At 70.9% G+C, this 22,308-nt stretch carries 14 protein-coding genes; 10 read left to right on the forward strand and 4 right to left on the reverse strand.

Features of this window, described 5'->3' with window-relative positions:
- Nucleotides 1-13 precede the first annotated feature (13 nt).
- The 6 genes from ACWD0F_RS05635 (at nucleotide 14) to ACWD0F_RS05660 (ending at nucleotide 7,637) form a co-directional block, all read left to right on the forward strand.
- Nucleotides 14-2,164, forward strand: a complete 2,151-nt coding sequence (locus tag ACWD0F_RS05635; protein ID WP_449872940.1) for an alpha-galactosidase — start codon at nucleotides 14-16, stop codon at nucleotides 2,162-2,164.
- Nucleotides 2,165-2,207: 43 nt separating this feature from the next.
- A complete protein-coding gene (locus ACWD0F_RS05640) occupies nucleotides 2,208-3,875 on the forward strand; it encodes a glycoside hydrolase family 13 protein (protein WP_449872725.1) in 1,668 nt (555 codons plus the stop codon).
- 50 nt (nucleotides 3,876-3,925) lie between these two features.
- Nucleotides 3,926-4,660, forward strand: a complete 735-nt coding sequence (locus ACWD0F_RS05645) for a GntR family transcriptional regulator (RefSeq protein WP_449872726.1) — start codon at nucleotides 3,926-3,928, stop codon at nucleotides 4,658-4,660.
- 150 nt (nucleotides 4,661-4,810) lie between these two features.
- Complete coding sequence (locus tag ACWD0F_RS05650) at nucleotides 4,811-5,554, forward strand: N-acetylmannosamine-6-phosphate 2-epimerase (protein ID WP_449872727.1); 744 nt, start codon at nucleotides 4,811-4,813, stop codon at nucleotides 5,552-5,554.
- A complete protein-coding gene (locus ACWD0F_RS05655) occupies nucleotides 5,554-6,597 on the forward strand; it encodes a Gfo/Idh/MocA family protein (protein ID WP_449872728.1) in 1,044 nt (347 codons plus the stop codon). Before ACWD0F_RS05650 ends, ACWD0F_RS05655 begins: the two co-directional genes overlap by 1 nt.
- Nucleotides 6,594-7,637 carry a Gfo/Idh/MocA family protein gene (locus tag ACWD0F_RS05660; RefSeq protein ID WP_449872729.1) on the forward strand — a complete coding sequence of 348 codons (1,044 nt, stop codon included), beginning with the start codon at nucleotides 6,594-6,596 and terminating at the stop codon, nucleotides 7,635-7,637. Before ACWD0F_RS05655 ends, ACWD0F_RS05660 begins: the two co-directional genes overlap by 4 nt.
- Nucleotides 7,638-7,689: 52 nt before the next feature.
- Here ACWD0F_RS05660 and ACWD0F_RS05665 read toward each other — a convergent pair whose 3' ends face one another.
- Nucleotides 7,690-8,598: an ROK family protein gene (locus ACWD0F_RS05665; protein WP_449872730.1), complete on the reverse strand. Its 909-nt coding sequence runs from the start codon at nucleotides 8,596-8,598 to the stop codon at nucleotides 7,690-7,692.
- A gap of 224 nt (nucleotides 8,599-8,822) precedes the next feature.
- Here ACWD0F_RS05665 and ACWD0F_RS05670 point away from each other — a divergent pair, with 224 nt between their 5' ends.
- The 3 genes from ACWD0F_RS05670 to katG all read left to right on the forward strand — a co-directional run bounded on the left by ACWD0F_RS05670 (nucleotide 8,823) and on the right by katG (nucleotide 13,091).
- A complete protein-coding gene (locus ACWD0F_RS05670; RefSeq protein WP_449872731.1) occupies nucleotides 8,823-10,265 on the forward strand; it encodes a DUF4127 family protein in 1,443 nt (480 codons plus the stop codon).
- Nucleotides 10,266-10,362: 97 nt separating this feature from the next.
- The gene (locus ACWD0F_RS05675; protein WP_449872732.1) at nucleotides 10,363-10,791 is read left to right on the forward strand and encodes a Fur family transcriptional regulator; all 429 of its coding nucleotides are present in this window, start codon (nucleotides 10,363-10,365) and stop codon (nucleotides 10,789-10,791) included.
- Nucleotides 10,792-10,814: 23 nt separating this feature from the next.
- On the forward strand, nucleotides 10,815-13,091 hold the full coding sequence (katG, locus tag ACWD0F_RS05680) for a catalase/peroxidase HPI (RefSeq protein ID WP_449872733.1): 2,277 nt from the start codon (nucleotides 10,815-10,817) through the stop codon (nucleotides 13,089-13,091).
- Nucleotides 13,092-13,169: 78 nt separating this feature from the next.
- On the opposite strand, the gene ACWD0F_RS05685 is transcribed toward katG, so the two are convergent.
- The gene (locus tag ACWD0F_RS05685) at nucleotides 13,170-14,141 is read right to left on the reverse strand and encodes a YihY/virulence factor BrkB family protein (protein WP_449872734.1); all 972 of its coding nucleotides are present in this window, start codon (nucleotides 14,139-14,141) and stop codon (nucleotides 13,170-13,172) included.
- Nucleotides 14,142-14,300: 159 nt separating this feature from the next.
- On the reverse strand, nucleotides 14,301-14,561 hold the full coding sequence (locus tag ACWD0F_RS05690; protein WP_449872941.1) for a helix-turn-helix domain-containing protein: 261 nt from the start codon (nucleotides 14,559-14,561) through the stop codon (nucleotides 14,301-14,303).
- Between the two features lie 874 nt (nucleotides 14,562-15,435).
- Between ACWD0F_RS05690 and ACWD0F_RS05695 the strand changes: the two genes are divergently transcribed.
- On the forward strand, nucleotides 15,436-16,572 hold the full coding sequence (locus ACWD0F_RS05695) for a right-handed parallel beta-helix repeat-containing protein (RefSeq protein WP_449872735.1): 1,137 nt from the start codon (nucleotides 15,436-15,438) through the stop codon (nucleotides 16,570-16,572).
- A gap of 96 nt (nucleotides 16,573-16,668) precedes the next feature.
- Here ACWD0F_RS05695 and ACWD0F_RS05700 read toward each other — a convergent pair whose 3' ends face one another.
- Complete coding sequence (locus ACWD0F_RS05700; protein ID WP_449872736.1) at nucleotides 16,669-22,278, reverse strand: metallophosphoesterase; 5,610 nt, start codon at nucleotides 22,276-22,278, stop codon at nucleotides 16,669-16,671.
- Nucleotides 22,279-22,308: the final 30 nt, after the last annotated feature.

The following is a 22,308-nucleotide window of genomic DNA, read 5'->3' on the forward strand; positions in this document are numbered from 1 at the left end:
AGGGATGAATTCCATGGATGCCGAAGGGCTTGTCCATCTGCGTGCCGGCGGCGTGTCGCTGGTCGTCGACACCCGGGGGAGCGGCCTGCCCAGGGTGCTGCACTGGGGTGCCGACCTCGGGGCGCTCGACGCAGCGGACCTGCTCGCGCTGAGCGCCGTCTCGATCCCGCCGACGGGGTTCGGCCCCGTCGACCAAGTGGTCCCGCTGTCGATCGTTCCCGAGCAGAGCGCCGGCTGGCTCGGCACGCCGGGCCTGTCCGGTCACCGGGGCGGACGCGACTTCTCCGCCCAGTTCGTGACCGAGCGGGTGGAGCGTCAGCCGGGCTCGGGGCCGATCGCCCACCGGTTGTCGATCAGCGCGGCCGACGAGCACGGCAGGCTGGGGATCCGGCTCGACATCGAGATGGCGCTCTCCGGCCTCGTCCGGCTGCGCGCCACGCTCGCCAACGACGACCCCGGGCTCGACTACACGCTGGACGGTCTCCTGCTCACGCTCCCCGTGCCGCTGCGGGCGCAGGAGATCCTCGACTTCTCCGGCCGGCACCTGAGGGAGCGCTCACCTCAGCGGCACACCTTCACCCAGGGCACCCACCAGCGGGACAACCGCCGCGGGCGCACCGGCGGGGACGCCACGCTGCTGCTCCTCGCCGGCTCGCCGGCGTTCTCCTTCGAGCACGGCGAGGTCTGGGGACTGCACGTCGCCTGGAGCGGGAACCACCGGACCCTCGCGGAGCGCAACCCCGACGGCGTCGGCCTGCTGGCCGGCGGTGAGCTGCTCCTGCCTGGCGAGGGCACGCTCGCGCCGGGGGAGTCGTACACCTCGCCGTGGGTCTTCGGCAGCTGGGGCCGTGGCCTGAACGACCTGTCGGCGCGCTTCCACGACTACCTGCGGGCCCGCCCGCAACATCCGGGCGCACGCCGGCCCGTCGTGCTCAACACCTGGGAAGCGGTCTACTTCGACCAGGACGCCACCGTGCTCGGCGAGCTCGCCGAGCTGGCCGCCGGGATCGGCGTCGAACGGTTCGTGCTGGACGACGGCTGGTTCCGGCACCGCCGCGACGATCGCGCCGGACTGGGCGACTGGTACGTCGACGAGAACGTGTGGCCCGGCGGGCTGCACGCGTTCGTCGACCGTGTTCGCGCGGCCGGGATGCAGTTCGGGTTGTGGTTCGAGCCCGAGATGATCAACGTCGACTCCGACCTGGCGCGCGCCCACCCCGAATGGATCCTGTCGGCCGGCTACCGGCTGCCGCCCGAGGGCCGCCACCAACAGGTGCTCGACCTGGCCGAGCCGGGGGCCTTCGCGTACATCCTGGAGCGGATGAGCACGTTGATCACCGAGTACGGCATCGACTACCTCAAGTGGGACCACAACCGCGACCTGGTCGAACCCGGGCGAGCCGCGCACGGCCGGGCCGGGGTGCACGAGCAGACCCTGGCGGTGTACCGGCTGATCGACACCCTCAAGTCCCGCCATCCGGGGCTGGAGATCGAGTCCTGCTCCTCTGGTGGTGCCCGCGCCGACCTCGGCATCCTCGACCGGACGGACCGGATCTGGGCCAGCGACTGCATCGACGCCCTGGAGCGGCAGCAGATCGAGCGCTGGACCGGTCTGCTGCTGCCGCCGGAGATGCTCGGCTCGCACGTCGGCGCGTCGGCCGCGCACGCCACCGCCCGCGTGCACGACCTGGCGTTCCGCGCCGGCACGGCCCTGTTCGGCAGCTTCGGGATCGAATGGGACCTGCGCTCGGCCACACCGGCCGACCGGCAGGCCCTGGCCGAGTGGATAGCGTTCTACCAGCGGAACCAGGAGCTGCTGCACACGGGACGCGTCGTCCACGTCGACCATCCGGACCCGGCGCTCCAGGTGCACGGGGTCGTGGCCGCGGACTCCGCCGAGGCGCTCTTCAGCTTCGTGGCCGTCGCCACGTCGGCGCAGACCCGGCCGGGGCCGGTCCGGGTGCCGGGGCTCGACCCGGACGCGGACTACCGGGTCACCCCGGTGCCGCTCACCGCGGAGGTCTCCAGATTCCTCGCCGCCACCTGCCCACCGTGGTGGACCGGCGGCGTCACGCTGTCCGGCCGGGTGCTCGCCGAGCACGGTGTGCAGATGCCCGCGCTCTTCCCCGACCGGCTCGTCCTGGTGCACTTCGCGCACGTGTGACCGTACTCATCCGACCCGCCCCGCAACAGAGAGGGATCATCCCGTGACCGACGTCAAGACCGGACCGGCGCGTGTGCTCGCCGCCCGAGCAGGCGACCCCGACTGGTGGCGGCAGGCCGTGGTCTACCAGATCTATCCGCGCAGCTTCGCGGACGGGAACGGCGACGGCATCGGCGACCTCGCGGGCATCATCTCGCGGGTCGGCCATCTCGCCGAGCTCGGCGTCGACGCCGTCTGGATGAGCCCGTTCTACCCGTCGGCGCTGGCCGACGGCGGATACGACGTCGACGACTACCGGGACGTCGATCCCCGGATCGGCACCCTCGACCAGTTCGACGAGCTGGTCGAGGCGCTGCACGCGCGCGGCATCCGGCTCATCATCGACCTCGTCCCGAACCACTCGTCGGATCGTCACGAGTGGTTCCAGGCCGCCCTCGCCGCCGAGGCCGGGTCGCCCGAGCGGGACCGGTTCATCTTCAGGGACGGTCTGGGGGAGAACGGTGAGCTTCCGCCGTCCGACTGGAAGTCCCTCTTCGGCGGCCCGGCCTGGACGCGCGTGCCCGACGGGCAGTGGTACCTGCACATCTTCGCCAAGGAGCAGCCCGACTGGAACTGGGCGAACCCTGAGGTCCACGCGGACTTCCTGCGGACGCTGGCGTTCTGGGGCGACCGCGGCGTCGACGGCTTCCGCGTCGACGTGGCCAACGCCCTGACCAAGCGGCTCCCCGAGGTGCTCCCCAGCCAGGCGGACCTGGGCGACGAGACGTTGCACGCCGTGGGCGACCACTGGTTGTGGGACCGCGACGACGTCCATGACATCTACGCCGAATGGCGGGAGCTGTTCAACCGGTACGACCCGCCGCTCATGGCGGTCGCCGAGGCCTGGGTGCCCGCCGAGCGCCGGATCCGGTACGCGGACGCCGCGGGCCTGGGGCAGGCCTTCAACTTCGACCTGCTGCGGGCCGACTGGGACCCCGAGCAGTTCCGTGCGATCGTCACCGACAACCTGGCCCTGGCCGAGCCCTCGGGCAGTTCGAGCACCTGGGTGTTCTCCAACCACGACGTGGTCCGCCACGCGACCCGCTACGGGCTCGCCGGAGGCGGTGACGGCAACGCCTGGCTCCTGTCGCGCGGGACGGAGCCGGTCGAGGACAGAGACCTCGGCGCACGGCGGTCGCGGGCGGCCACCCTGCTGGCCCTGGCGCTGCCCGGCAGCGCCTATCTGTACCAGGGGGAGGAGCTCGGCCTGCCGGAGGTGGCCACGATCCCCGACGAGGACCGCCAGGACGTGGTCTTCTTCCGCAAGGGCGGCATCGAGCTGGGCCGGGACGGGTGCCGGGTGCCGATCCCCTGGACCGAGCACGGGCCCTCTTTCGGGTTCGGCCCGGGTGGCGCCCACCTGCCGCAGCCGGCCTGGTTCGCCGAGTACGCGGCCGACGCGCAGGAGAAGTCGCCGGACTCGACCCTGAACCTCTACCGGCGGGCACTCGGCCTGCGCCGCCGGCTGCAGACCGCTGAGACGCTCGACTGGCTCCCGGCCGGCCCATCGGTCGTCGCGTTCCGGCGGCCGAACGGCTGGGTGTCGGTGACCAACTTCGGCACAGAGCCGGCCGCGTTGCCGGAGGGAGAGCTGCTGATCACCAGCGGGCCGTTGATCGACGGCGACGTCCTCCCCCCGGACACGACGGCCTGGCTACGGACTGACGGATAGGACTCGGGAGAACTTTTGAACGATCGGTATATACCTCTTATGCTCGCAGCATGACATCGAACCCGTCCGCCCCGGCGACGGCGAAGCAGCCGAAGTACCTGCAGATCAAGGAGTCGCTGCTGGCGGATTACGTCGAAGGACAACCGGCCGGCCACATGCTGCCGCCGGAGCGCATCCTTGCGCAGGACTTCGGGGTGACCCGTGTCACGTTGCGGCGGGCCATCGACGAACTCGAGTCCGACGGCCTCGTCTACCGGGTTCAGGGCGGCGGCACCTTCTGCGTAGGGCCGGCGATCGCGAAGTCGCTCAAGCTGACGTCGTTCTCCGAGGACATCCGCGCCCGGGGCCGCAAGCCCACCTCCGTCGTGCTCGACGTCGGCATCTCGCCGGCGGTCGAGGAGGCCGGGCGCCAGTTGCGGCTCAGCCCGGGTGAGCCGGTCCTTCAGGTCCGCCGGTTGCGCCGGGCGGACGGCGAGCCGATGTGCCTGGAGTCGTGCGCGCTGGCCGCCGAGAGCGTCCCGGGCCTGCAGGACATGGATCTGACGGGCTCGCTGTACGAGCTCGTCGGCCGTGAGTTCGGGCTGTTCCCCTCGTGGGCGGAGCAGCGCGTCGAGGCGACGGTGCTGGCGCCGGACGACGCGACGCTCCTGGGGGTGCCGTCGTTCTCGGCGGCCCTGCGCGCGACGCGGGTCTCCTATGACGCGCGCGGCAAGGCGATCGAGTACTGCGTCACGACCTATCGCGCCGACCGGTACTCGTTGCAGTTCGCCGTCAGGCGGGACTGACGAGACGTGCGCGCAGGAGGGTGCCCGCCCACGTGGAGGCGCCCTCCTGACGCCGGCCGTCCCCGCTCGGGCGGGCTCCCTTTGGTTGCACTTACATGGAAAATGGTATATACCAATTAGGTGCAGTCATTGGATGGAGATGGTTCCGATTTGTCCCGCAAGGAGGCGCGAGCCGCCACGGTCGCCCGCCTGGAAGGCGGCGTGGTCGTCTCGGCTCAAACGCACCGGCCAGGCGGACCATTGGACGACCCGGACATACTGGTCCGGCTCGCGATCGCAGCCGAGCACGGCGGCGCCGGAGGGTTCCGTGTCGCCGGCCCCGAGGTCGTGGAGCTGCTCCGCATCCGGACCGCATTGCCGATCATCGGCATCACGAAGCGGCAGGACCTGGGGCATGAGGTGTTCATCACGCCTACCGTGGCGGACGCGGTCGCGCTGATCGACGCGGGCGCCGACATCGTCGCGGCGGACGCCTCGCCGCGGGGCCGCCCGGCCGAGTCGTTCGCCGAGATCGTGGCGGCCTGCCACCGCAGAGGCGTCGCCGTCGTGGCCGACTGCGCGACGGTCGAGCAGGGCCTGGCCGTGGTCGCGGGGCGGGAAGCCCCCGACATGGTGGCGACCACCATGGCCGGATACACCGCGGAGACGCGCGGCGTGACGCCGCCCGATCTCAGCATGACCGCCGTCCTCGCCGCGCGACTGCCGGTCCCCGTGATCACCGAGGGCGGGATCTGGGACCCGAGCGGGGTCGAGGCCGCCTTCGCCGCAGGGGCCTATGCCGTCGTCGTCGGCTCCGCGGTGACCGACCCCGAGCGCATCACCAGGCGCATGACCGAAGCCAAGCGCGATGCGACCGCACTCGACCGCGCTCGGAGCACAGGAAGGAAGAGTTGATGCCCGCACTGAAAGTCGGACTGGTAGGAGCCGGGGGCATCGCGCACGCCCATGCCCCCGCCTGGCGGTCGCTCGGCGCCGAGCTGCACGTCTTCAGCTTGGCGGGCGCGGACGAGCTCGCCGCGACGTACGGCGCGCGGAAGGCCGAGTCGCTCGACGAACTGCTGCGGCTGGTCTCCGTCGTCGACGTCATGACGCCGACGCTCACCCATCACGAGATCACGAGCCGGGCGCTGGCCGCCGGCGCGCACGTGTTCTGCGAGAAGCCGCTGGCCAGGAAGACCGCTGACGCCGCCGACCTGCTGCGCCGGGCCTCGGCCGCCGGCCGGCACCTCTTCCCCGGCCACGTCGTGCGCTACTTCCCCGAGTACGCGGCCATGCGCGCCGCCGTCGGGGCGGGAGCGATCGGCCGGCCGGCGGTGTTGCGGTTCAGCCGCGGCGGCGCGTTCCCGTGGTGGTCACCCTGGTTCTCCGACACCGAGCAGTCGGGCGGGCTGGTGATGGACCAGATGATCCACGACCTGGACATCGCGCGGTGGGTGGCCGGTGAGGTGGTGGAGGTCTACGCGACGCAGCTCACCGTCGACCGCGACGGGCAGCCCGTGCAGACCGCCCACGTCGTGCTCACGCACGCGGACGGCGCGATCAGCCACGTACGCGGGCTGTGGGGCCCGCCGCACGTCACGTTCCGGACGTCGTTCCACGTCGCGGGCGATGAGGGTGTGCTGCACTTCGACTCGGCCGACCCGCCAGGGGTGCGCCTCGATCTCGGTCCGGTTCCGGCCGGCGGGGAGGAGCGGCCCGCGCCGGTCGCCGGGGAGAGCCCGTACCTGACCGAGATCCGGGAGTTCGCCGAGGCGATCGCCGGTGGGCCGGCGGCGCGAGTGACGGCCGCCGACGGAGTCGTCGCCGTCGAACTCGCCGAGGCCGCCCTTGAGTCGCTCGGCAGCGGCGAGGCGGTGTCGATCGACACCGGCGCGCGCCTGCGCGACCTCGTCGGCGCCCAGGAACCGGACATGAACGTAGGGAGTGGTGTCGCGTGACAACCGCAGCAGGGGACCGCCCGCTGAAGGTCGCGTTGTTGTCGTTCGCGCACGTGCACGCCGAGAGCTACGCGCGGTTGCTGGCCGAGCGGCCGGACGTCGAGCTGCTGACCGCGGACCCGGACGCCGCGGACGCCCCGCCTGGGGAGCTGCGCGGCAAGGAGTTCGCCGATCAGCTCGGCGTCGCCTATGCCGGCACCTACGACGAGGCGCTGGCCTGGGGGCCCGACGCCGTCATCGTCTGCAGCGAGAACGCCCGGCACCGTGACCTCGTCATCAGCGCCGCGGCCGCGGGCGCGCAGGTGCTCTGCGAGAAGCCGCTCGCCACGAGCGTCGCCGACGCGGAGGCGATGATCGCCGCCTGCGAGGCCGCGGGCGTCTTCCTGATGACCGCCTACCCGGTGCGGTTCAGCCGGGAGTTCGCCTCGCTCAAGGCACTGTACGACTCCGGCGCCATCGGGACCGTGCTGGGCATCACCGGCACCAACAACGGGAAGATCCCCGTCGGCGGGCGCGCCTGGTTCACCGATCCGGAGCTCTCTGGTGGCGGCGCGCTGGCCGACCACGTCGTGCACGTGGCCGACCTCATCGACGAGCTGCTCGGCGAGCCGGCGGTCGCGGTGCGGGCGGTCACCAACCGGATCCTGCACGCCGCCAAGCCGCAGGTCCGGGCGGAGACCGGCGGGCTCGTCAGCATCACCTACGAGTCCGGCGTCGTGGCGACGATCGACTGCTCGTGGAGTCATCCCGACAACGCCCCCAACTGGGGCGGGCTCACCCTGCAGGTGGTGGGGACCGAGGGCGTCGTCGACATCGATCCGTTCGGCGCCCATGTGTCCGGGACGTCGCGGGCCGGCGCCTCCTGGGTGGGCCTCGGTGAGGACCTCGACCTGGCCATGCTCGACCGGTTCCTCGGCGCCGTCCGCGACGGGAGCTCGCCGCAGCCCGATGGCGCCACCGGCCTGCGTAGCCTGCGGATCGTCACCGCCGCCCAGGAGTCCGTGGCCGCCGAGCGGGTGGTCCGGCTGACCTCCGGCTGATCGCCGGGCCTTCAGGTGCGGGGCGCCGACCAGGTGAACGGTCGGCGCCCTGTCACTGTCCGTTCTCGCGGAGGGCTTCCAGGCCCGCCTCGTCCGCAAGGTGGGACAGGGCTTCCAGGCCCGCTCCGACCAGGCCCGCGTCGTCTCCGAGACGGGCCGGGAGGACCGGCGCGGCGGACGGGCCCGGCAGGACCTCGGCGCGGTAGGCGGCTGCCAGCGGCTCGAACAGCGCCCGGCCGAGCATGGAGACGCCGCCCGCGATGACGATCGCGTCCGGGTCGATCAGGTTGGCGGCGCCGGCGAGCACGCGGCCCAGCAGTGTGGCCGCGTCGGTGATCACGTGCGAGCCGAGCCGGCCGATCTCGGCCAGGGGCAGCGCCTGCCCGGTCTCCTCCCGGTAGGCGCGCTCGATCGCGGGGCCGGACGCGTGCGCCTCGATGTGATCGAAGGCCCCGCACGAGCAGCGCACGCCCGCGCTGATCGGAGCGGGCAGGTGGCCGACGCTCCCCGCCGTCCCGGAGAGCCCGGTCCGCACCCGGCCGTCGACGCACACCGCCCCGCCGATGCCCGTCCCGACGGAGACGACCAGCGCCGTGCGCGCGTCGCGGGCCGCTCCGACCCGCGCCTCCGCCGCCCCGGCGGCATGGCAGTCGTTGAGCACGACCGTCGGAAGTGTGAGCGCGCGCTCCGTCGCGCCCTTGACGTCGGTGCCGGCCCAGCCGGTGAGCAGATCGGTCGCCGAGGCGATGCGCCCGCGCGGGTCGACGGTCCCGGCGGTGCCGATCCCGCAGATCACGGCCTGACCGGCCAGCGGCCGGGCGAGCTCGAAAACGGTCTGGAGGATCGACGGCCCGGCGGGCGTGGCCGCCCTGGCCCGCTCTTTCAGCGTCCCGTCCGCCGCCACGAGCCCGACCGCGATCTTGGTGCCGCCGATGTCGACGGCCAGTGCGAGCGGCGTCATCGCGGCGTGGCGGCCGGTCGCCCGGTCGCTGATGGCGGGCTGGTTCTGGCGGTCTTCAGTGTCGTTCCTTGCATGGTGCTGGGAGAACTCCGATTGGGCTAGGCCGAAAACTTCGCGAGGCTACGATATTGGAGTACACCAATTTAGGCTAGACTCCGGGCCAACCAGGACGTCGCGCGAGCAGCTCATCCTCTGCCGCGACCCTCAGGAGGAAGTCCCACCGCATGCACATCGCTCTGCTGCCCCTAGACGAACGCCCGGTCAACACCCGCCTGCCCGCCGACGTCGCGGCGATCGCCGGCGCGCGGGTCAGCCTGCCCGATCCCGGGCTGCTGCCGTCCATGCGCGGTCCCGGCCAGGCCGGGCTCCTCGGCCAGTGGCTGCTGGACCAGGACATGGACGCGGCCGTGGTGTCCGTGGACATGCTGGTGCACGGGGGCCTCATCCCCGCGAGGACCACCTCCGACGACACGCTGACGGCCCTCGAACGGCTCAACGTGCTGCGCAGGCTCCGGCAGGCCCGGCCTGACCTGCCCATCTCCGCGGTCTCGCTGGTCACCAGGGCGAGTGACAGTTATCACGGCGACGAGGAGCCCGCGTACTGGCCGCGGTTCGGGCGTGAGCTGCACGCGTACGGAGGGCTGCTCCATCGCCGGCATGTGGCCGACCTGACGGGCGACGAGCCCCCGGCCGACGAGCTTGCCGGCCGCATCCCCGCCGGGATCAGGGTCGACTTCGAGTCGCGCCGCCTGCGCAACCACGTCGTCAACCTGGAGGCGCTCAAGCTCCTCGCGGAAGGCGTCGTCGATCCGCTGCTCATCACCGCCGACGACACGGCCGTGCACTCGGCGGGCTCGGTCGAGCAGAGCTGGTTGCGGCACTGGGCGCGGGCGCTCGATCCGGCGGGCACGCTGCTGATGTACCCGGGCGCCGACGAGGTCGGCGCGGTGCTGGTCGCCCGGGCGCTGGCGGCCCGGCACGGCCGGACGATCCGGATCCGCGTGACCGGCGGGGACCCGGCCGGGCTGGACGCCGTCGCCCCCTTCGAGAACCTGCCCGCCGCCGAAGGCGCCCGCCGTCAGATCCGCGCGGCGGGCGCCCGGGTGGCCGAGGACGGCGAGCACGCCGACGTCGTCCTGGTCCTGCACACCCCCGACCCGCGCAGGACCGACTGGCTCGGCACCCAGCCCGTCCCGGACGCCGCGGCGGTCGCCGCGACGATCCGGGCCGTCCGCGAGGCCGGCGCCCCGGTCGCCCTGGCGGACGTCCGTCACGCCAACGGCGGCGACCCGGACCTGGTGGCGGCGCTGCGCGCGGAGGGCCTCGTCGACGGTCTGGTGGCGTACGGAGGCTGGAACACCGCGGGCAACACGATCGGCTCGGTGGTGGCCGCCGCCGTGGCGACCGTCGTCGGCGGCAGGGAGAACACCCTCGACCGGACGGCCGCCCGGCGTCTCCTCCTGCACCGCCTCGTCGAGGACTACGGCTATCAGGCCATGATCCGCGCCACCGGTCCTGACGCCGCCGAGGCCGGCCGGCGGCTCGGGTCGATCCTGCGCGAGCTGGACCCGGACTGGACGATCGGGGAGATCACATTCCCCTGGAACCGCTCCTTCGAGATCGACTTCACGCTGGCAAGACGGAAGCCTCAGGGGAGCGCCGGGTAAGGCGTTCAGGAGGGTGAAACCGCCGAAGGCCGGCGCGCCGCGCCCAGCCGCGCGGTAAACTTGAACTATTCCAGATTAGTGGTCTATGTTGTTTCGTATGGCGTCAGACTTCGAGGCGCAGTTGCGGGCGGTCTCGTTGCGTGTGACCCAGCCGCGGCTGGCAGTGCTCGCCGCGCTGCGCGATCACGCGCACGTCGACACCGACACGGTGATCGCCCTGGTACGAGCCGACCATCCCAGGGTCTCCCACCAGGCGGTGTACGACGTGCTGCGCGCGCTCACCAACGCCGGTCTGGTGCGGCGTATCGAGCCCGCCGGTGCGACCGCCCGCTACGAGGTGCGCGTGGGGGACAACCACCACCATGTCGTCTGCCGCTCCTGCGGTGCGATCGCCGACGTCGACTGCGCGGTCGGCCACGCACCCTGTCTCACCGCCTCGGACGACCACGGCTTCGTGGTCGACGAGGCCGAGGTCGTCTATTGGGGCACCTGCCCCGACTGTGCGGCCAGACGCCTTGACCAATGATCCGGTAGTTCGGAAGGAAGCAGATGAGCGACACCCAGGGCAACGCGCCCACCAGCGCGCAGGGCGTGGACCAGAAGGCGGCGGCCGGCTGCCCGGTCGCGCATGACTCCGTGACCGCGCATGGCAGCGAGAGCGAGAACCCGGCCATCGACTCGCCGACTCCGAAGACCGGCGGTCGTCCGCACACGAACCGGGACTGGTGGCCCAACCAGCTCGACCTTTCGGTGTTGCGCGCCCACTCGTCCAAGGGCAACCCGCTGGGCGAGGGTTTCAGCTACGCCAAGGAGCTGGCGAAGCTCGACGTCGAGGGCATCAAGCAGGACATCATCGGGGTGCTCACCACCTCGCAGGACTGGTGGCCGGCCGACTTCGGCCACTACGGCGGTCTGATGATCCGGATGAGCTGGCACGCCGCGGGCACGTACCGCATCCACGACGGCCGCGGTGGCGGCGGCGACGGCGCCCAGCGTTTCGCCCCGCTCAACAGCTGGCCCGACAACGCCAACCTCGACAAGGCCCGCCGGTTGTTGTGGCCGGTCAAGCAGAAGTACGGCAACAAGATCTCGTGGGCCGACCTGCTGGTGCTCGCCGGCAACGTCGCCCTTGAGTCGATGGGCTTCAAGACCTTCGGCTTCGGCTTCGGCCGCGAGGACGTCTGGGAGCCGGAGGAGATCTTCTGGGGTCCGGAGGACGCCTGGCTCGGCGACCAGCGCTACGCCTCCGACAACGAGATGGTGCCGGACGTCGGCGCGACCGAGATGGGTCTCATCTACGTCAACCCGGAGGGTCCCCGCGGCAACGCGGACCCGGCCGCGGCGGCGCATTTCATCCGCGAGACCTTCGGGCGGATGGCGATGAACGACGAGGAGACCGTCGCGCTCATCGCCGGCGGCCACACGTTCGGCAAGACCCACGGCGCCGGCGTCGCGGACGACCACGTGGGGCCGGAGCCTGAGGGCGCGCCGCTGGAGGCGCAGGGCCTGGGCTGGCTGAGCAGCCACGGCACCGGCAAGGGCGGTGACACGATCACCAGCGGCCTCGAAGTGACGTGGACCGACCGGCCGACCCAGTGGAGCAACCGGTTCTTCGAGATCCTCTTCGGCTACGAGTGGGAGCTCACCACGAGCCCCGGCGGCGCGAAGCAGTGGGTCGCGAAGGACGCCGAGGCGATCATCCCGGACGCCCACGACCCGTCGAAGAAGCACAAGCCGACGATGCTGACGACCGACCTGTCGCTGCGCGTCGACCCGGTGTACGAGGAGATCTCCCGCCGCTTCCTGAACGACCCCGACGAGTTCGCGCTGGCCTTCGCCAAGGCGTGGTACAAGCTGCTGCACCGCGACATGGGTCCGGTCAGCCGCTTCCTCGGACCGTGGGTCGCCGAGCCCCAGCTCTGGCAGGACCCGGTGCCGGCCGTCGACCACGAACTCGTGGGTGACGCCGACGTCGCCGCCCTCAAGGCGAAGATCCTGCGGTCCGGCCTCACGACCGCCCAGCTGATCTCCACCGCCTGGGCCTCCGCCGCGAGCTTCCGGTCCACCGACAAGCGCGGCGGCGCCAACGGCGCCCGGCTCCGTCTTGAGCCGCAGCGCGGCTGGGAGGTCAACCAGCCCGAGCGGCTCGCGACGGTCCTGGACGTCCTTGAGGGCATCCAGCGTGAGTTCAACGAGGCCGGCGGCGCGAAGATCTCGCTCGCCGACCTGATCGTGCTGGCCGGTTCGGCCGCCGTCGAGAAGGCGGCGACCGAGGCCGGCGTGGCCGTGACGGTGCCGTTCCGCCCGGGCCGCACCGACGCCACCCAGGAGCAGACCGACGTCGAGTCCTTCCGGGTCCTTGAGCCGCGCGCCGACGGGTTCCGCAACTACCTGCCTTCCGGCCAGAAGATTCAGCCGGAGGTGCTGCTCGTCGACCGTGCCTACATGCTCAACCTGACCCCGCCCGAGCTGACCGTCCTCGTCGGCGGCCTGCGCTCCCTCGGAGCCAACTTCGGCGGCACCCAGCACGGCGTGCTCACCGACCGGCCCGGCGTGCTCACCAACGACTTCTTCGCCAACCTGCTCTCCCCGGGCACCCGGTGGAAGGCGTCGGAGTCCGAGGAGCACGTCTACGAGATCCGCGACGTGACCACCGACAAGGTGCAGTGGACCGCCACCGCGGTCGACCTCATCTTCGGCTCCAACTCCCAGTTGCGAGCCCTCGCGGAGGTCTACGCCGGCCAGGACGCCCAGGACAAGTTCGTGAACGACTTCGTCGCGGCCTGGACCAAGGTCATGGAGCTCGACCGGTTCGACCTCGTCTGACCCGTCTCCGACCGACGAGCCCGGCCGAACCATCGTGATCGGCCGGGCTCGCCCGCCCTGGTAGGCCGGCGGACTGGATCACGGCTTCTCCTCCTCGTCCATCTTCCGGGTGTCGCGCGGCTCGACGTAGGGTTCCTGCGCGGCCGGGTGCCCGGCGGCGATGGCGCGGCCCCGGGCGATCTCCGCGTCGAACTCCACGCCGAGCAGCACCGCGATGTTGGTGATCCACAACCAGATCAGGAAGACGATCACGCCGGCCAGCGTGGCGTACGTCTTGCTGTACGAGCCGAAGTTGGCCACGTAGAAGCCGAACAGGGCCGAGGCGGCGATCCAGCCGATGATGGCGACCGTGCTGCCAGGGGTGATCCAGCGGAAACCAGGGTGCTCGACGTTGGGCGCGAACCAGTACAGCAGCGCCAGCACGATGATCAGGATGCCGGCCAGCACCGGCCACTTGGCGATGTTCCAGATCAGCAAGCCGGTCTCGCCGATCCCGAGCACCTTGCCGGCCTGCTCCGCGAGGCTGCCGGTGAACACCACCGCGACCGCCCCCGCGGCCATCATGACCACCAGGACGATGGTGATCCCCATTCGCAGGGGCAGTGTCTTCCAGATCGGCCGGCCCTCGGGCATCTCGTACATGATGTTGGCGGCCCTCATGAACGCCGCCACGTATCCGGACGCCGACCACAGGGCCACGGCGATGCCGAGGATCGTCGCGATGCCGGCCGCGCCCTGACTGCTCTGCAGCGCCTGCAGGACCTGGTCGATGATCTGCTTGGCGGGGCCCGGCGCGATCGCGCTGAGGTTGTCGGAGATCGGCTTGGTCGCCGACTGGCCGAACAGCCCCAGCAGGGACACGACCGCCAGGAGGGCGGGGAAGATCGACAGGACGGCGTAGTAGGTCAGCGCGGCGGCCCAGTCGGTGACATGGTCGTCCTTGAACTCCTTGACGGTGCGCTTGAGCACCTGCCACCAGGAGCGTCTGGACAGATCAGTCGGCCGGTCGGGGGCGCTGGCGTCCGTCGCCAGGATACGGCGCTCGCTCATGGGCGCCCGCTACCCGCGCGCCCGGCCGGCACACGCGCAGCACCGCGAGGAGCATCCCTGGTGGGGAACGAACGCTCGGCCGGGAATCCCCAGCCGAGCGTCTCACCAAGCTCCGGCCGGTTGATCAAGCAGTGTCGCGACGGCCCTGTTGCTCTCGGGTCAGTGTCCGGCCGGGCGGTCGCGGGCGTTGTTGATGCGCACCGCTTCGGCGAGCTGGTCCTCCAGGACGATGATGCGGCAGGCGGCTTCCACCGGGGTGCCCTGGTCGACGAGTTCGCGGGCGCGCGCGGCCAGGCGAAGCTGGTAGCGGGAGTAGCGGCGGTGGCCGCCGCCGGAGCGCAGCGGCTCGATCAGGTTGGCGGCGCCGAGAGCCCGCAGGAACGTCGGGGTGACACCGAGCATCTCCGCGGCCGCGCCCATGCTGTAGGCGGGGTAGTCCTCATCGTCGAACCGGTCTTCGGCTCTGGACTCGGCCGTGTCCGCGTTTCTGCCGTGAGCGAGCGTGTCACCCTCGGCATCCGAGCGACGTTGATCCATATATCCCTTTCCCGTCACGCGCACAGGGGGCCCCGGCGCGTTGTTGCGCCGGGGCCCCGAAGAGTTCAACACCATCTACCGGCCATCTGGCCGGCTTCCTGTTTTCCGCGTCCGCCGTACTGAGTGGCGGTGATGCGGGGATCGCGGATGCGTGACCGTAGACCACCTTCCTATCTGTGGAACTGCGGTACCCGAGCGGCGAACTTCAGCCGGCAACGGGCGATCCCGATGGCGTTCAACACTCCCTTCATCTCTATCTTCCGGACCACTGTCTAACTTCACCTGCGGCAGCGCGTCCACGGTCGGGGCCCCTTACCACTGCGCTGGCCCGTCACGTCCGACCTTCTGCCATCAACCAAACAGTTACTTCGCCTGCGGCAGCGCGTCCACGGTCAGGGCCCCTTACCAATGCGCTGGCCCGTCACGTCCGACCTTCTGCCGAACAGTTGCTTCACCTGCTAATTCCTGCGTGCTCCGGGCAGTTCGTCGTGTTGCCAGTACTTCCGCTGCCCGGCCGATCCGTTCTTTGCGACATGAGAAACACTAGCTCCGTCTCCTGCGAATGTCTACTCCGGCCGCTACACATTTTCGGCACCGGTCACCGCAGCCACCCGGGCCGCGCAGCTCACGGCCGAGGCGGCGGCACGATGATCCGGATGGGCTGGCGGCGTGATCGTTTCGTGTCAATAATGATCATGTTTCTGCCGATGACAGGAGATGTATGCGCAAGTCAGGATTGACCTTGCTCTCTGCCGCCGTGATCGCGGTTAGCGCCTCCGCGATCGCCGTGCTGGTGCAGCCGTTACCCGCCGAGGCCGCTCGGAAGGACGCGGTCTGCGGAACCAAGGGCACGGACGGCGTCGTCGACGACGACAGGACCATCCAGGCCCAGATCGACGGCTCGAAGGTCGGGGACGAGATCGTCATCACCGGCCCGTGCGTGATCAACAGCACCGTCAAGCTCCTCGACAACCGCACCTATCGCGGCGACTCACGGACCGGCACCGTGATCAAGCAGGCCGACAATGCGAACCTGCCCGCGATGTTCGCCTCCGAGTCGTGGGTCGACAATTGGACCAGCTCGTCGGAGCCGGTCCGCGTCGAGCGGCTCACCCTGGACGGCAACCGGGCCAAGAACACCGGGACGGTGGGCCTGATGCTGCGCTCGTGGGGCTCCAGGGTCTACGACGTGGAGGTCTGGAACGCGCCCTCGGACGGCATCCGCCTCAGCAACCCGGCCAAGGACGGCACGACCACGCTGGACAACACGATGGTGAACGGCATCATCAGCGACGTCTACATCGACAACTCGGGCGGCGCGGGCGTCAGGGTCCTCGACCCCGACGGAGCCAGCAAGATCACCGACTGGACGTTCACCCGCTCGTGGGTGCGCGACAGCGGCACCAGCGCGGTCCAGTCGGACAACGCGGCCGGCTGGCTCATCACCGACCTGCACCTGTACGGCAACGCCAAGAACGCCCTCGACCTCGACCGGTGCTTCGGTACCTCCGTCCAGAACAACTACATCGAGGACTTCGGCTACAAGGCCACCACGGCCGTGGCCGACTACTTCGGCATCCGCTGCACCGTGCAGGACGGCGCGGCCTCCACGATCTCCGGCAACAGGATCCACAACTTCCGCGACGACGGCGTGACGCTGCCGGTCGGCCCCACCTTCTACTACCTGGCCCTCGACGGGGTGAACGAAGGCAACGGCACCGTGGTGGTCACCGGCAACGCCATCAGGGGCGCGGGCGGGAGCGCCAAGCAGACGGGACTGCTCTACAAGAAGGGCAGCGGCACCTCGCTCGCCGTCACCTCCACCGGCAACCTGGTCAAGTACGTGACGACCGCCAAGACCCAATCGGGAACGACCTCGGACACCGGCATCTAAGGCCCCTGCCCCGGGACCGAGGTGATCCGGCCTGAGCCGCTGAGTGATCTGTGGCGCCCGGAGCACGAGGCCGCGGGCGCCACAGATGCTCAGCGGTCAGCGCCTCTCCGGCGTGACGGTCACCCGGACCGCCGGAGCCGCGCCGATCTGGACGTCCAGGATGATCGGCCGGCCGGCGAGGAGCGTGGCGCGCGCCTCACCGACGAGGTTGACCTTCAGATCCTGGGTCCTGCCCGGCTGGAGCGTGACCTTCCTGGCGTCGAGCTTCGCGCCGTCGTGAGAGACGACGACCTGCTCCTGGCACTTCGCCTGGCCGGCGCAGACCAGCGTGATCGTCACCTGGGCAGGAGCGATGCCCTGCGGCTTGACCGTGGCGGTGACGGTGTCGTCGAGCACCGTCATCACCGGGGTGCCGGCGGGCGGCTCCTTCGGCAGGAGGGAGGCGGTGTAACGCGCGGTGTCACCGGAGGTGTTGAGCGCGAGCGCCGTCTTGCCCGGCTCCGCCACGACCGCGGTCAGCGTGGCGTTGCCCTGTCCGTCGAGGCGGACCTCGCCGAGGTAGGCGATGTCGTCCTCGGCCGGAGCCGAGGTGGATGCGCGGCCGTGCAGCAGGAGGACCGACAACTGCCGGTCCGCCGCGGCGCTCCCGGCGGACAGCGCCAGGGTGACGGTGCCGTCGCCGTTCGCGACGGCCTCGTGGCGGATGCCGCCGGTCTGGGCGGCTTCGGCCGCCCCCGAAAGGACCGCCTCAGCCTGAACCGCCTCAGCCTCGCCGACCTGGCCGGTCTCGCCGCTCTCGCTGACCTCGCCAGTCTCGACGGCCTTGTCGGTCTCGCTGGCTTTGTCGGTCGCGTCGGTCGCGTCGGTCGCGTCGGTCACGCCGGTTTCGTCCGGCTTGCCCGCCGCTGCGGGCGTCTCGGCGGGAGATGCCGCCGTGCCGCGCAGGATCGGCCGGCCGAGGCCGGTGTCCCACTGCCAGACCGACTCCAGGTCGAAGCCGAGTTTCCCGGACCAGAAGGACGGGTCGGCGGCCTCGTTCTGGAGCGCGGTGGCGCCGTTGAGCGTGGCCGGGCCGGTCGCGGTCTCCGTCTGCGGGCCCGCCTTGACCGTCTCGGCCGCCCAGTTGTTGCTGAGCGTGGCGACGTTGCCCGCCAGCACCCGGCCCAGGAAACGGTGCGCCCAGGACGGTGCGGTGACCGTCGGGTTGAGCGCGATCGAGTCGCGGATGGTGGTGCCGGTGTAGCCGTAGCCGGCCACGCCGCCGTCGTTGCGGCCGTCCGCGCGGACGCTGCCCGTGGCGAAGACCCGCTCGGTGATGGAGCCGGCCAGGGCCACACCGATCAGCCCGCCCGCCTCGGTGGCGAGCGCGCGTACGTCCGCCGTGGAGTAGGCATCGCGCACGACACCCTGCGAGTTGCCGACCAGACCGCCCACACGCGAGCCCGCGGTCACGGACCCGGAGACCCGCACGCGCTCGATGGTGCCGGTGCTGGCGTTGGCCAGGATGCCGGCGTTGGCGGTGGTGGTGTTCACCTGGGCGTCGAGGATCGCGAGGTCGTGAATGCGTCCGGAGAGCTGGGCGAACAGCCCGCCGGTGGTGGAGGTCAGCCCCGTGACGGTGTGCCCGGCGCCGTCGAACTCGCCGGTGAACGGCCGGGGCAGGCTGGTGAACGGCTTCCCGGTCAGATCGAGGTCGGCGGCGAGCACGTAGTCGTAGGAGGGATGCTGACCCGTCACGGTCAGATCCTCCGCGCTGTCGACGATGCGGAAGCCGCGTCCGTCCGCCGGCAGGTCGGGCACGGGGACCGGCTCAAGCGCCTCGGGCGCCATCCGCAGGGTCGGGCGCTTGGCGACGTCGTCCCACTGCCAGACGGTCGCGAGGTCCCAGCCGCGGGCCTCGTAGAAGGTCTGCCGCTGGATCTCCGCCGGGGCGACCACGTTGCCCTTCTGGTTGTCGGCCGCCGGCGGGCCGGTCAGCGTCTGCCCGCTGATCGGGACGCCTCGGGCGACGTGATTGTCCTCAAGGGTGGCGGTCTGCCCGCTGTAGACGCGGCCGACGATGGCGTGCGCGTAGCTCGACGCGGCGATGTTGGCGTTCAGTGCGACCGTGTGCCGCACCTGCGTGTCGGTGTAGCCGTAGGCGGCCACACCGCCCGCGGCCTGGTTGCCCGCGGTGACCGCGCCGGTGGCCAGCACGTTCTCGGTGACCGACCCGCCGACGGAGACGCCGACGACGCCGCCGGCGTACTGAGTCGTGGCGCGCACGTCCACCGTGGAGACGCTGTCGCGGACGGTGCCGAACTGGTGTCCGGTGATGCCGCCGACGTAGCTGTCGGCCGTCAGCGACCCGTCTGCGCGGACCCGCTGGATCGTGCCGTGGTTCTGGTCGGCGACCAGGCCGGCGGTCGTCCGCTCTGTCGTGATCTCGCCCTGGACCACCAGGTTCTGGATGGTGCCGTGGTTGTCGGCGAACAGGCCGGGGCCCTGGTCGGCCAGCGCGCTCAGCCCGGAGACGACATGCCCGTCGCCGTCGAGGACGCCGGTGAAGGTGGCCAGGCGGCCGATCTGGGCGCGTTTGACCCCGGTCAGGTTCAGGTCCGCGGCCAGCCGGTAGTGGGCGGCCGGCTCGTTGTCGATCTTGGCCAGGTCGTCGACGGAGTCGATCAGGTACGGAGACTCCGCGCCGCCCTCACCGGCCAGGCCCTCGCGCACGGTCATCACCGGCTGCTGGGGCTTACCGGAGGCGAGCGAGTCCCACACGAACACCTTCACGGTCGAACTCGGCGTCACCGGCAGCGGCGTGCGGAAGCGCACGAACTGCTCACGGCCGGCGTGGTCGAGCTTGACGTCGCGGGTGCGCACGTCGATCATCCGCTGCTGCGTGTTGTCGTAGGTCGCGGCCATGACGGTGACGTTCTCAAGACTGCCCGGGTAGGACAGGAGACCCACGCCGCCCAGCTCGCGGTTCTCGATCTCGGCCGCGGAGACCTTCCAGGTGCCCTGCGGCTTGGTGACGGTCACCTCGTCGACCACGCGCCCGTCGATCGTGTACGTCGACAGGCGCAGACCGGCGTCGGTCACCGTCAGGACGCCGCCCATCTGGACGTTCTCGTCGAAGACCTTGTCGTCCCACCAGAACTTCTGGTTGTCGTAGAACTTGGGGCCGGACGAGCCCATCGTCACGAACGTGGTGCCCTCGACGGTCTCCTCGGGGGTCGCGGCCAGGCGTCCGTCGTAGATCGTGGCACGCTTGTAGACGTGGTCGTGCCCGCCGACGTACAGGTCGACGCCGAGCCGGTCGAGCAGGGCCGTGACCTTGTCCCGGTCGATGTCCATGCCGCCGTCGTCGGCGTGCGTGCCGCCGTAGTACGAGAAGTGCCCGACGACGACGTGCCATTTCGCGTCCGAGGCGCGCACGTCGCCGACCAGCCAGGCCAGCTGCTCGTCCAGGCGCACGTTGGAGTTCAGCACCGAGAAGTGCACGTCGCCGCGGTCGAAGGCGTAGTTGCTCTCGCCGATCGCGCCGTTCTCCGGCAGCGCGAACATGTTGGTGAAGATCGCCCCCGGCTGGTCGCCGACCGCGTCGTAGTCGAGGTCCTCGTAGGTCTCGTGGTTGCCGACCAGGCCCGCGTACTGCAGGCCGAGGCCGGTCAGCAGGGCGTCGTGGGCCTCGGCCCACTGCTCGCCCCGGCCGCCGCGGTCGACGAGGTCGCCGACCTGAAGGACGGTGCCGCCACCCGGCGTCTTGCTCTTGAGCTGATCGAGCACCCGACCCGGCAGGGCGAGGGAGCCGGGGTCGCCGTCGGGGACCTGAATGTCACCCAGGAGATAGACCGGCTCCCCGACGGCGCCGCCGGCCAGGAACTCGCCGCGCACCCCGGTCCAGGCGGACTTGTCGGAGCGGGCGGGGGCACCGCGTCCGCGTGCCACGCCGAACCGGTACTGATAGGTCGTGCCGACCTTCAGCCCCGTCAGGCGGAACTCGTGGGAGCGCAGCGTCTGGCCCGTGATGGAGTGCTGGTAGACGGGCTCGTTGTTGCCGACCGTGTTCACCTCGTAGGGGCGGTCGGCGGTCGAGGTCAGCACTTTGGCCTTGGACCAGTCGTCCGACCCCTTGGGCAGGACCTGGGCGTAGACCTTCTCGATGGCGCGGTCGGTGGTGACCGCGATGCCGGCGGATCCGGGCTTCTCGCCCGCGGACACGTTCCCGCCGAAGCGGCCGAAGACGGCCGCCGGGTCCGGCGCCTTCTGGGAGACCTGGACGCGCAGCAGCTCGGCGTTGGTGTTGCCGAGGTTGTCGGTCGCCTTCACGACCACGAACGCGTCGTCGTACGAGCGGATCCGGAAGCTGCCGTCGGTGACCGGGACCTGGCCCGCCGAGTCGAACACCTCCAGCGCGACCGTGGGCGTGGTGCCGGAGTCGTCGGTGGCCGTCACCTGGGGCAGCGGGATGCTCTCGCCGTACGCCGCCGTGGCCGGCATGGTGCCGGGCACCGTGATCTGCGGGGCGTAGTTCGCGCCACGGGTGGTCTCGCCGATCCAGATCGGGGCGGAGACCAGGAAGTCGCCGTCGGCCTGGTCGGCGCGGACGTAGTAGAAGTCGCCGTCCTTGACGTTCAGCTTGGCCGTCAGCGTGAGGTCGTTGCCGCTGACCGCGCCGAAGTCGTGGGCGACGGCGCCGCCGTTGGTGATGAGGCGCGCGGAGGTGAAGGAGTCGCCCGTGTCCGGGTCGGCGAGGCGGAGGTCGACGTCCAGGGCGGCGGTGCCGCCCGGCAGGATCGCGCCCATCAGCTTGTCGTTGCCGCCGAACGCGAGGACCCCGTTGACGTCGGCCGTCGAGTAGAGGCTGCGCTCCTTCATCGCCGCGTACAGACCCCGGGTGGAGTGCCGGTCGGCCCACACGCCGGTGATCGACGGGTTTCCGGACACCCAGGTCGCGGAGTGCTCGTCGCCGTTCCACGTCGGGGCCAGGTGCCAGCCGGCGTCCAGCGCCTTCTGGAACTCGCTCACCGCGCCGGCGGTCTTGACCTCGACGAGCTCCATCCGGTCGTCGGCGACCCGGTCCAGGCCCTTGAAATCGAAGAAGTCGCCCTTGCTCGTGGGGGAGGGGTGGTTGAACTGGCCGATCGCGTCCGGGTCCTGCTTCATGCGGGCCAGGAAGGTGAAGTAGTCGTACTTCATGTCGCCGGTGCCGAACGTGTTGCCGTACCCGTCGACGCTGCCCTTCTCGGTGGCCCGCGCCGTCACGTGCCAGTCGGAGTTGAACACGTTGATGTGGCCGGTGCCGTCATACCAGGTGTTCTCGATCGCCGGCACCGCGACCAGGTCGTCCTGGGACGTGTTGAACTTCGTGGCGCTCTCGTGCAGGTAGCGCCATTCGGCGGAGTCGGCGTCACGCCAGTTCGCGACGTAGTCGTCGCCGTTGCGGATGTCCCACATGACGTCGTGCTCGGAGACGGTGAAGAAGTCGGCCCCGGTCTCGCCGCGGACGTGCTCGTAGGCGTCCGGCGGCAGTTGCACGCCGTCGCTCACCGAGGTGTGGGAGTGGAACTCGCCGGTGTAGAGGGACTTGCCGAGGAAGGACGGCCGGTCCTGGTCCGCTGCCACGGCTGGGGGCGATGCGATGACCAGGGTGCCGGCCACGAGTGCGATCGTGGTGATCGCCCCGGGCCAGGAGGGTGTCGGGGGTGCGCTGATGCGCCTCATGTTGCTGCCGTTTCAGGTGGTTCTAGAGTG

The organism is Nonomuraea sp. NPDC002799 (genome assembly GCF_053592075.1).

What these genes read in the sequence shown, in the direction of transcription:
- ACWD0F_RS05675 (WP_449872732.1), top strand. Translation starts at nt 10,363, where the DNA reads ATGGCGTCAGACTTCGAGGCGCAGTTGCGGGCGGTCTCGTTGCGTGTG.
- ACWD0F_RS05635 (WP_449872940.1), top strand. Translation starts at nt 14, where the DNA reads ATGGATGCCGAAGGGCTTGTCCATCTGCGTGCCGGCGGCGTGTCGCTG.
- ACWD0F_RS05690 (WP_449872941.1), bottom strand. Translation starts at nt 14,561, where the DNA reads ATGGGCGCGGCCGCGGAGATGCTCGGTGTCACCCCGACGTTCCTGCGG.
- ACWD0F_RS05670 (WP_449872731.1), top strand. Translation starts at nt 8,823, where the DNA reads ATGCACATCGCTCTGCTGCCCCTAGACGAACGCCCGGTCAACACCCGC.
- ACWD0F_RS05645 (WP_449872726.1), top strand. Translation starts at nt 3,926, where the DNA reads ATGACATCGAACCCGTCCGCCCCGGCGACGGCGAAGCAGCCGAAGTAC.
- ACWD0F_RS05700 (WP_449872736.1), bottom strand. Translation starts at nt 22,278, where the DNA reads ATGAGGCGCATCAGCGCACCCCCGACACCCTCCTGGCCCGGGGCGATC.
- katG (WP_449872733.1), top strand. Translation starts at nt 10,815, where the DNA reads ATGAGCGACACCCAGGGCAACGCGCCCACCAGCGCGCAGGGCGTGGAC.
- ACWD0F_RS05665 (WP_449872730.1), bottom strand. Translation starts at nt 8,598, where the DNA reads ATGACGCCGCTCGCACTGGCCGTCGACATCGGCGGCACCAAGATCGCG.
- ACWD0F_RS05685 (WP_449872734.1), bottom strand. Translation starts at nt 14,141, where the DNA reads ATGAGCGAGCGCCGTATCCTGGCGACGGACGCCAGCGCCCCCGACCGG.
- ACWD0F_RS05655 (WP_449872728.1), top strand. Translation starts at nt 5,554, where the DNA reads ATGCCCGCACTGAAAGTCGGACTGGTAGGAGCCGGGGGCATCGCGCAC.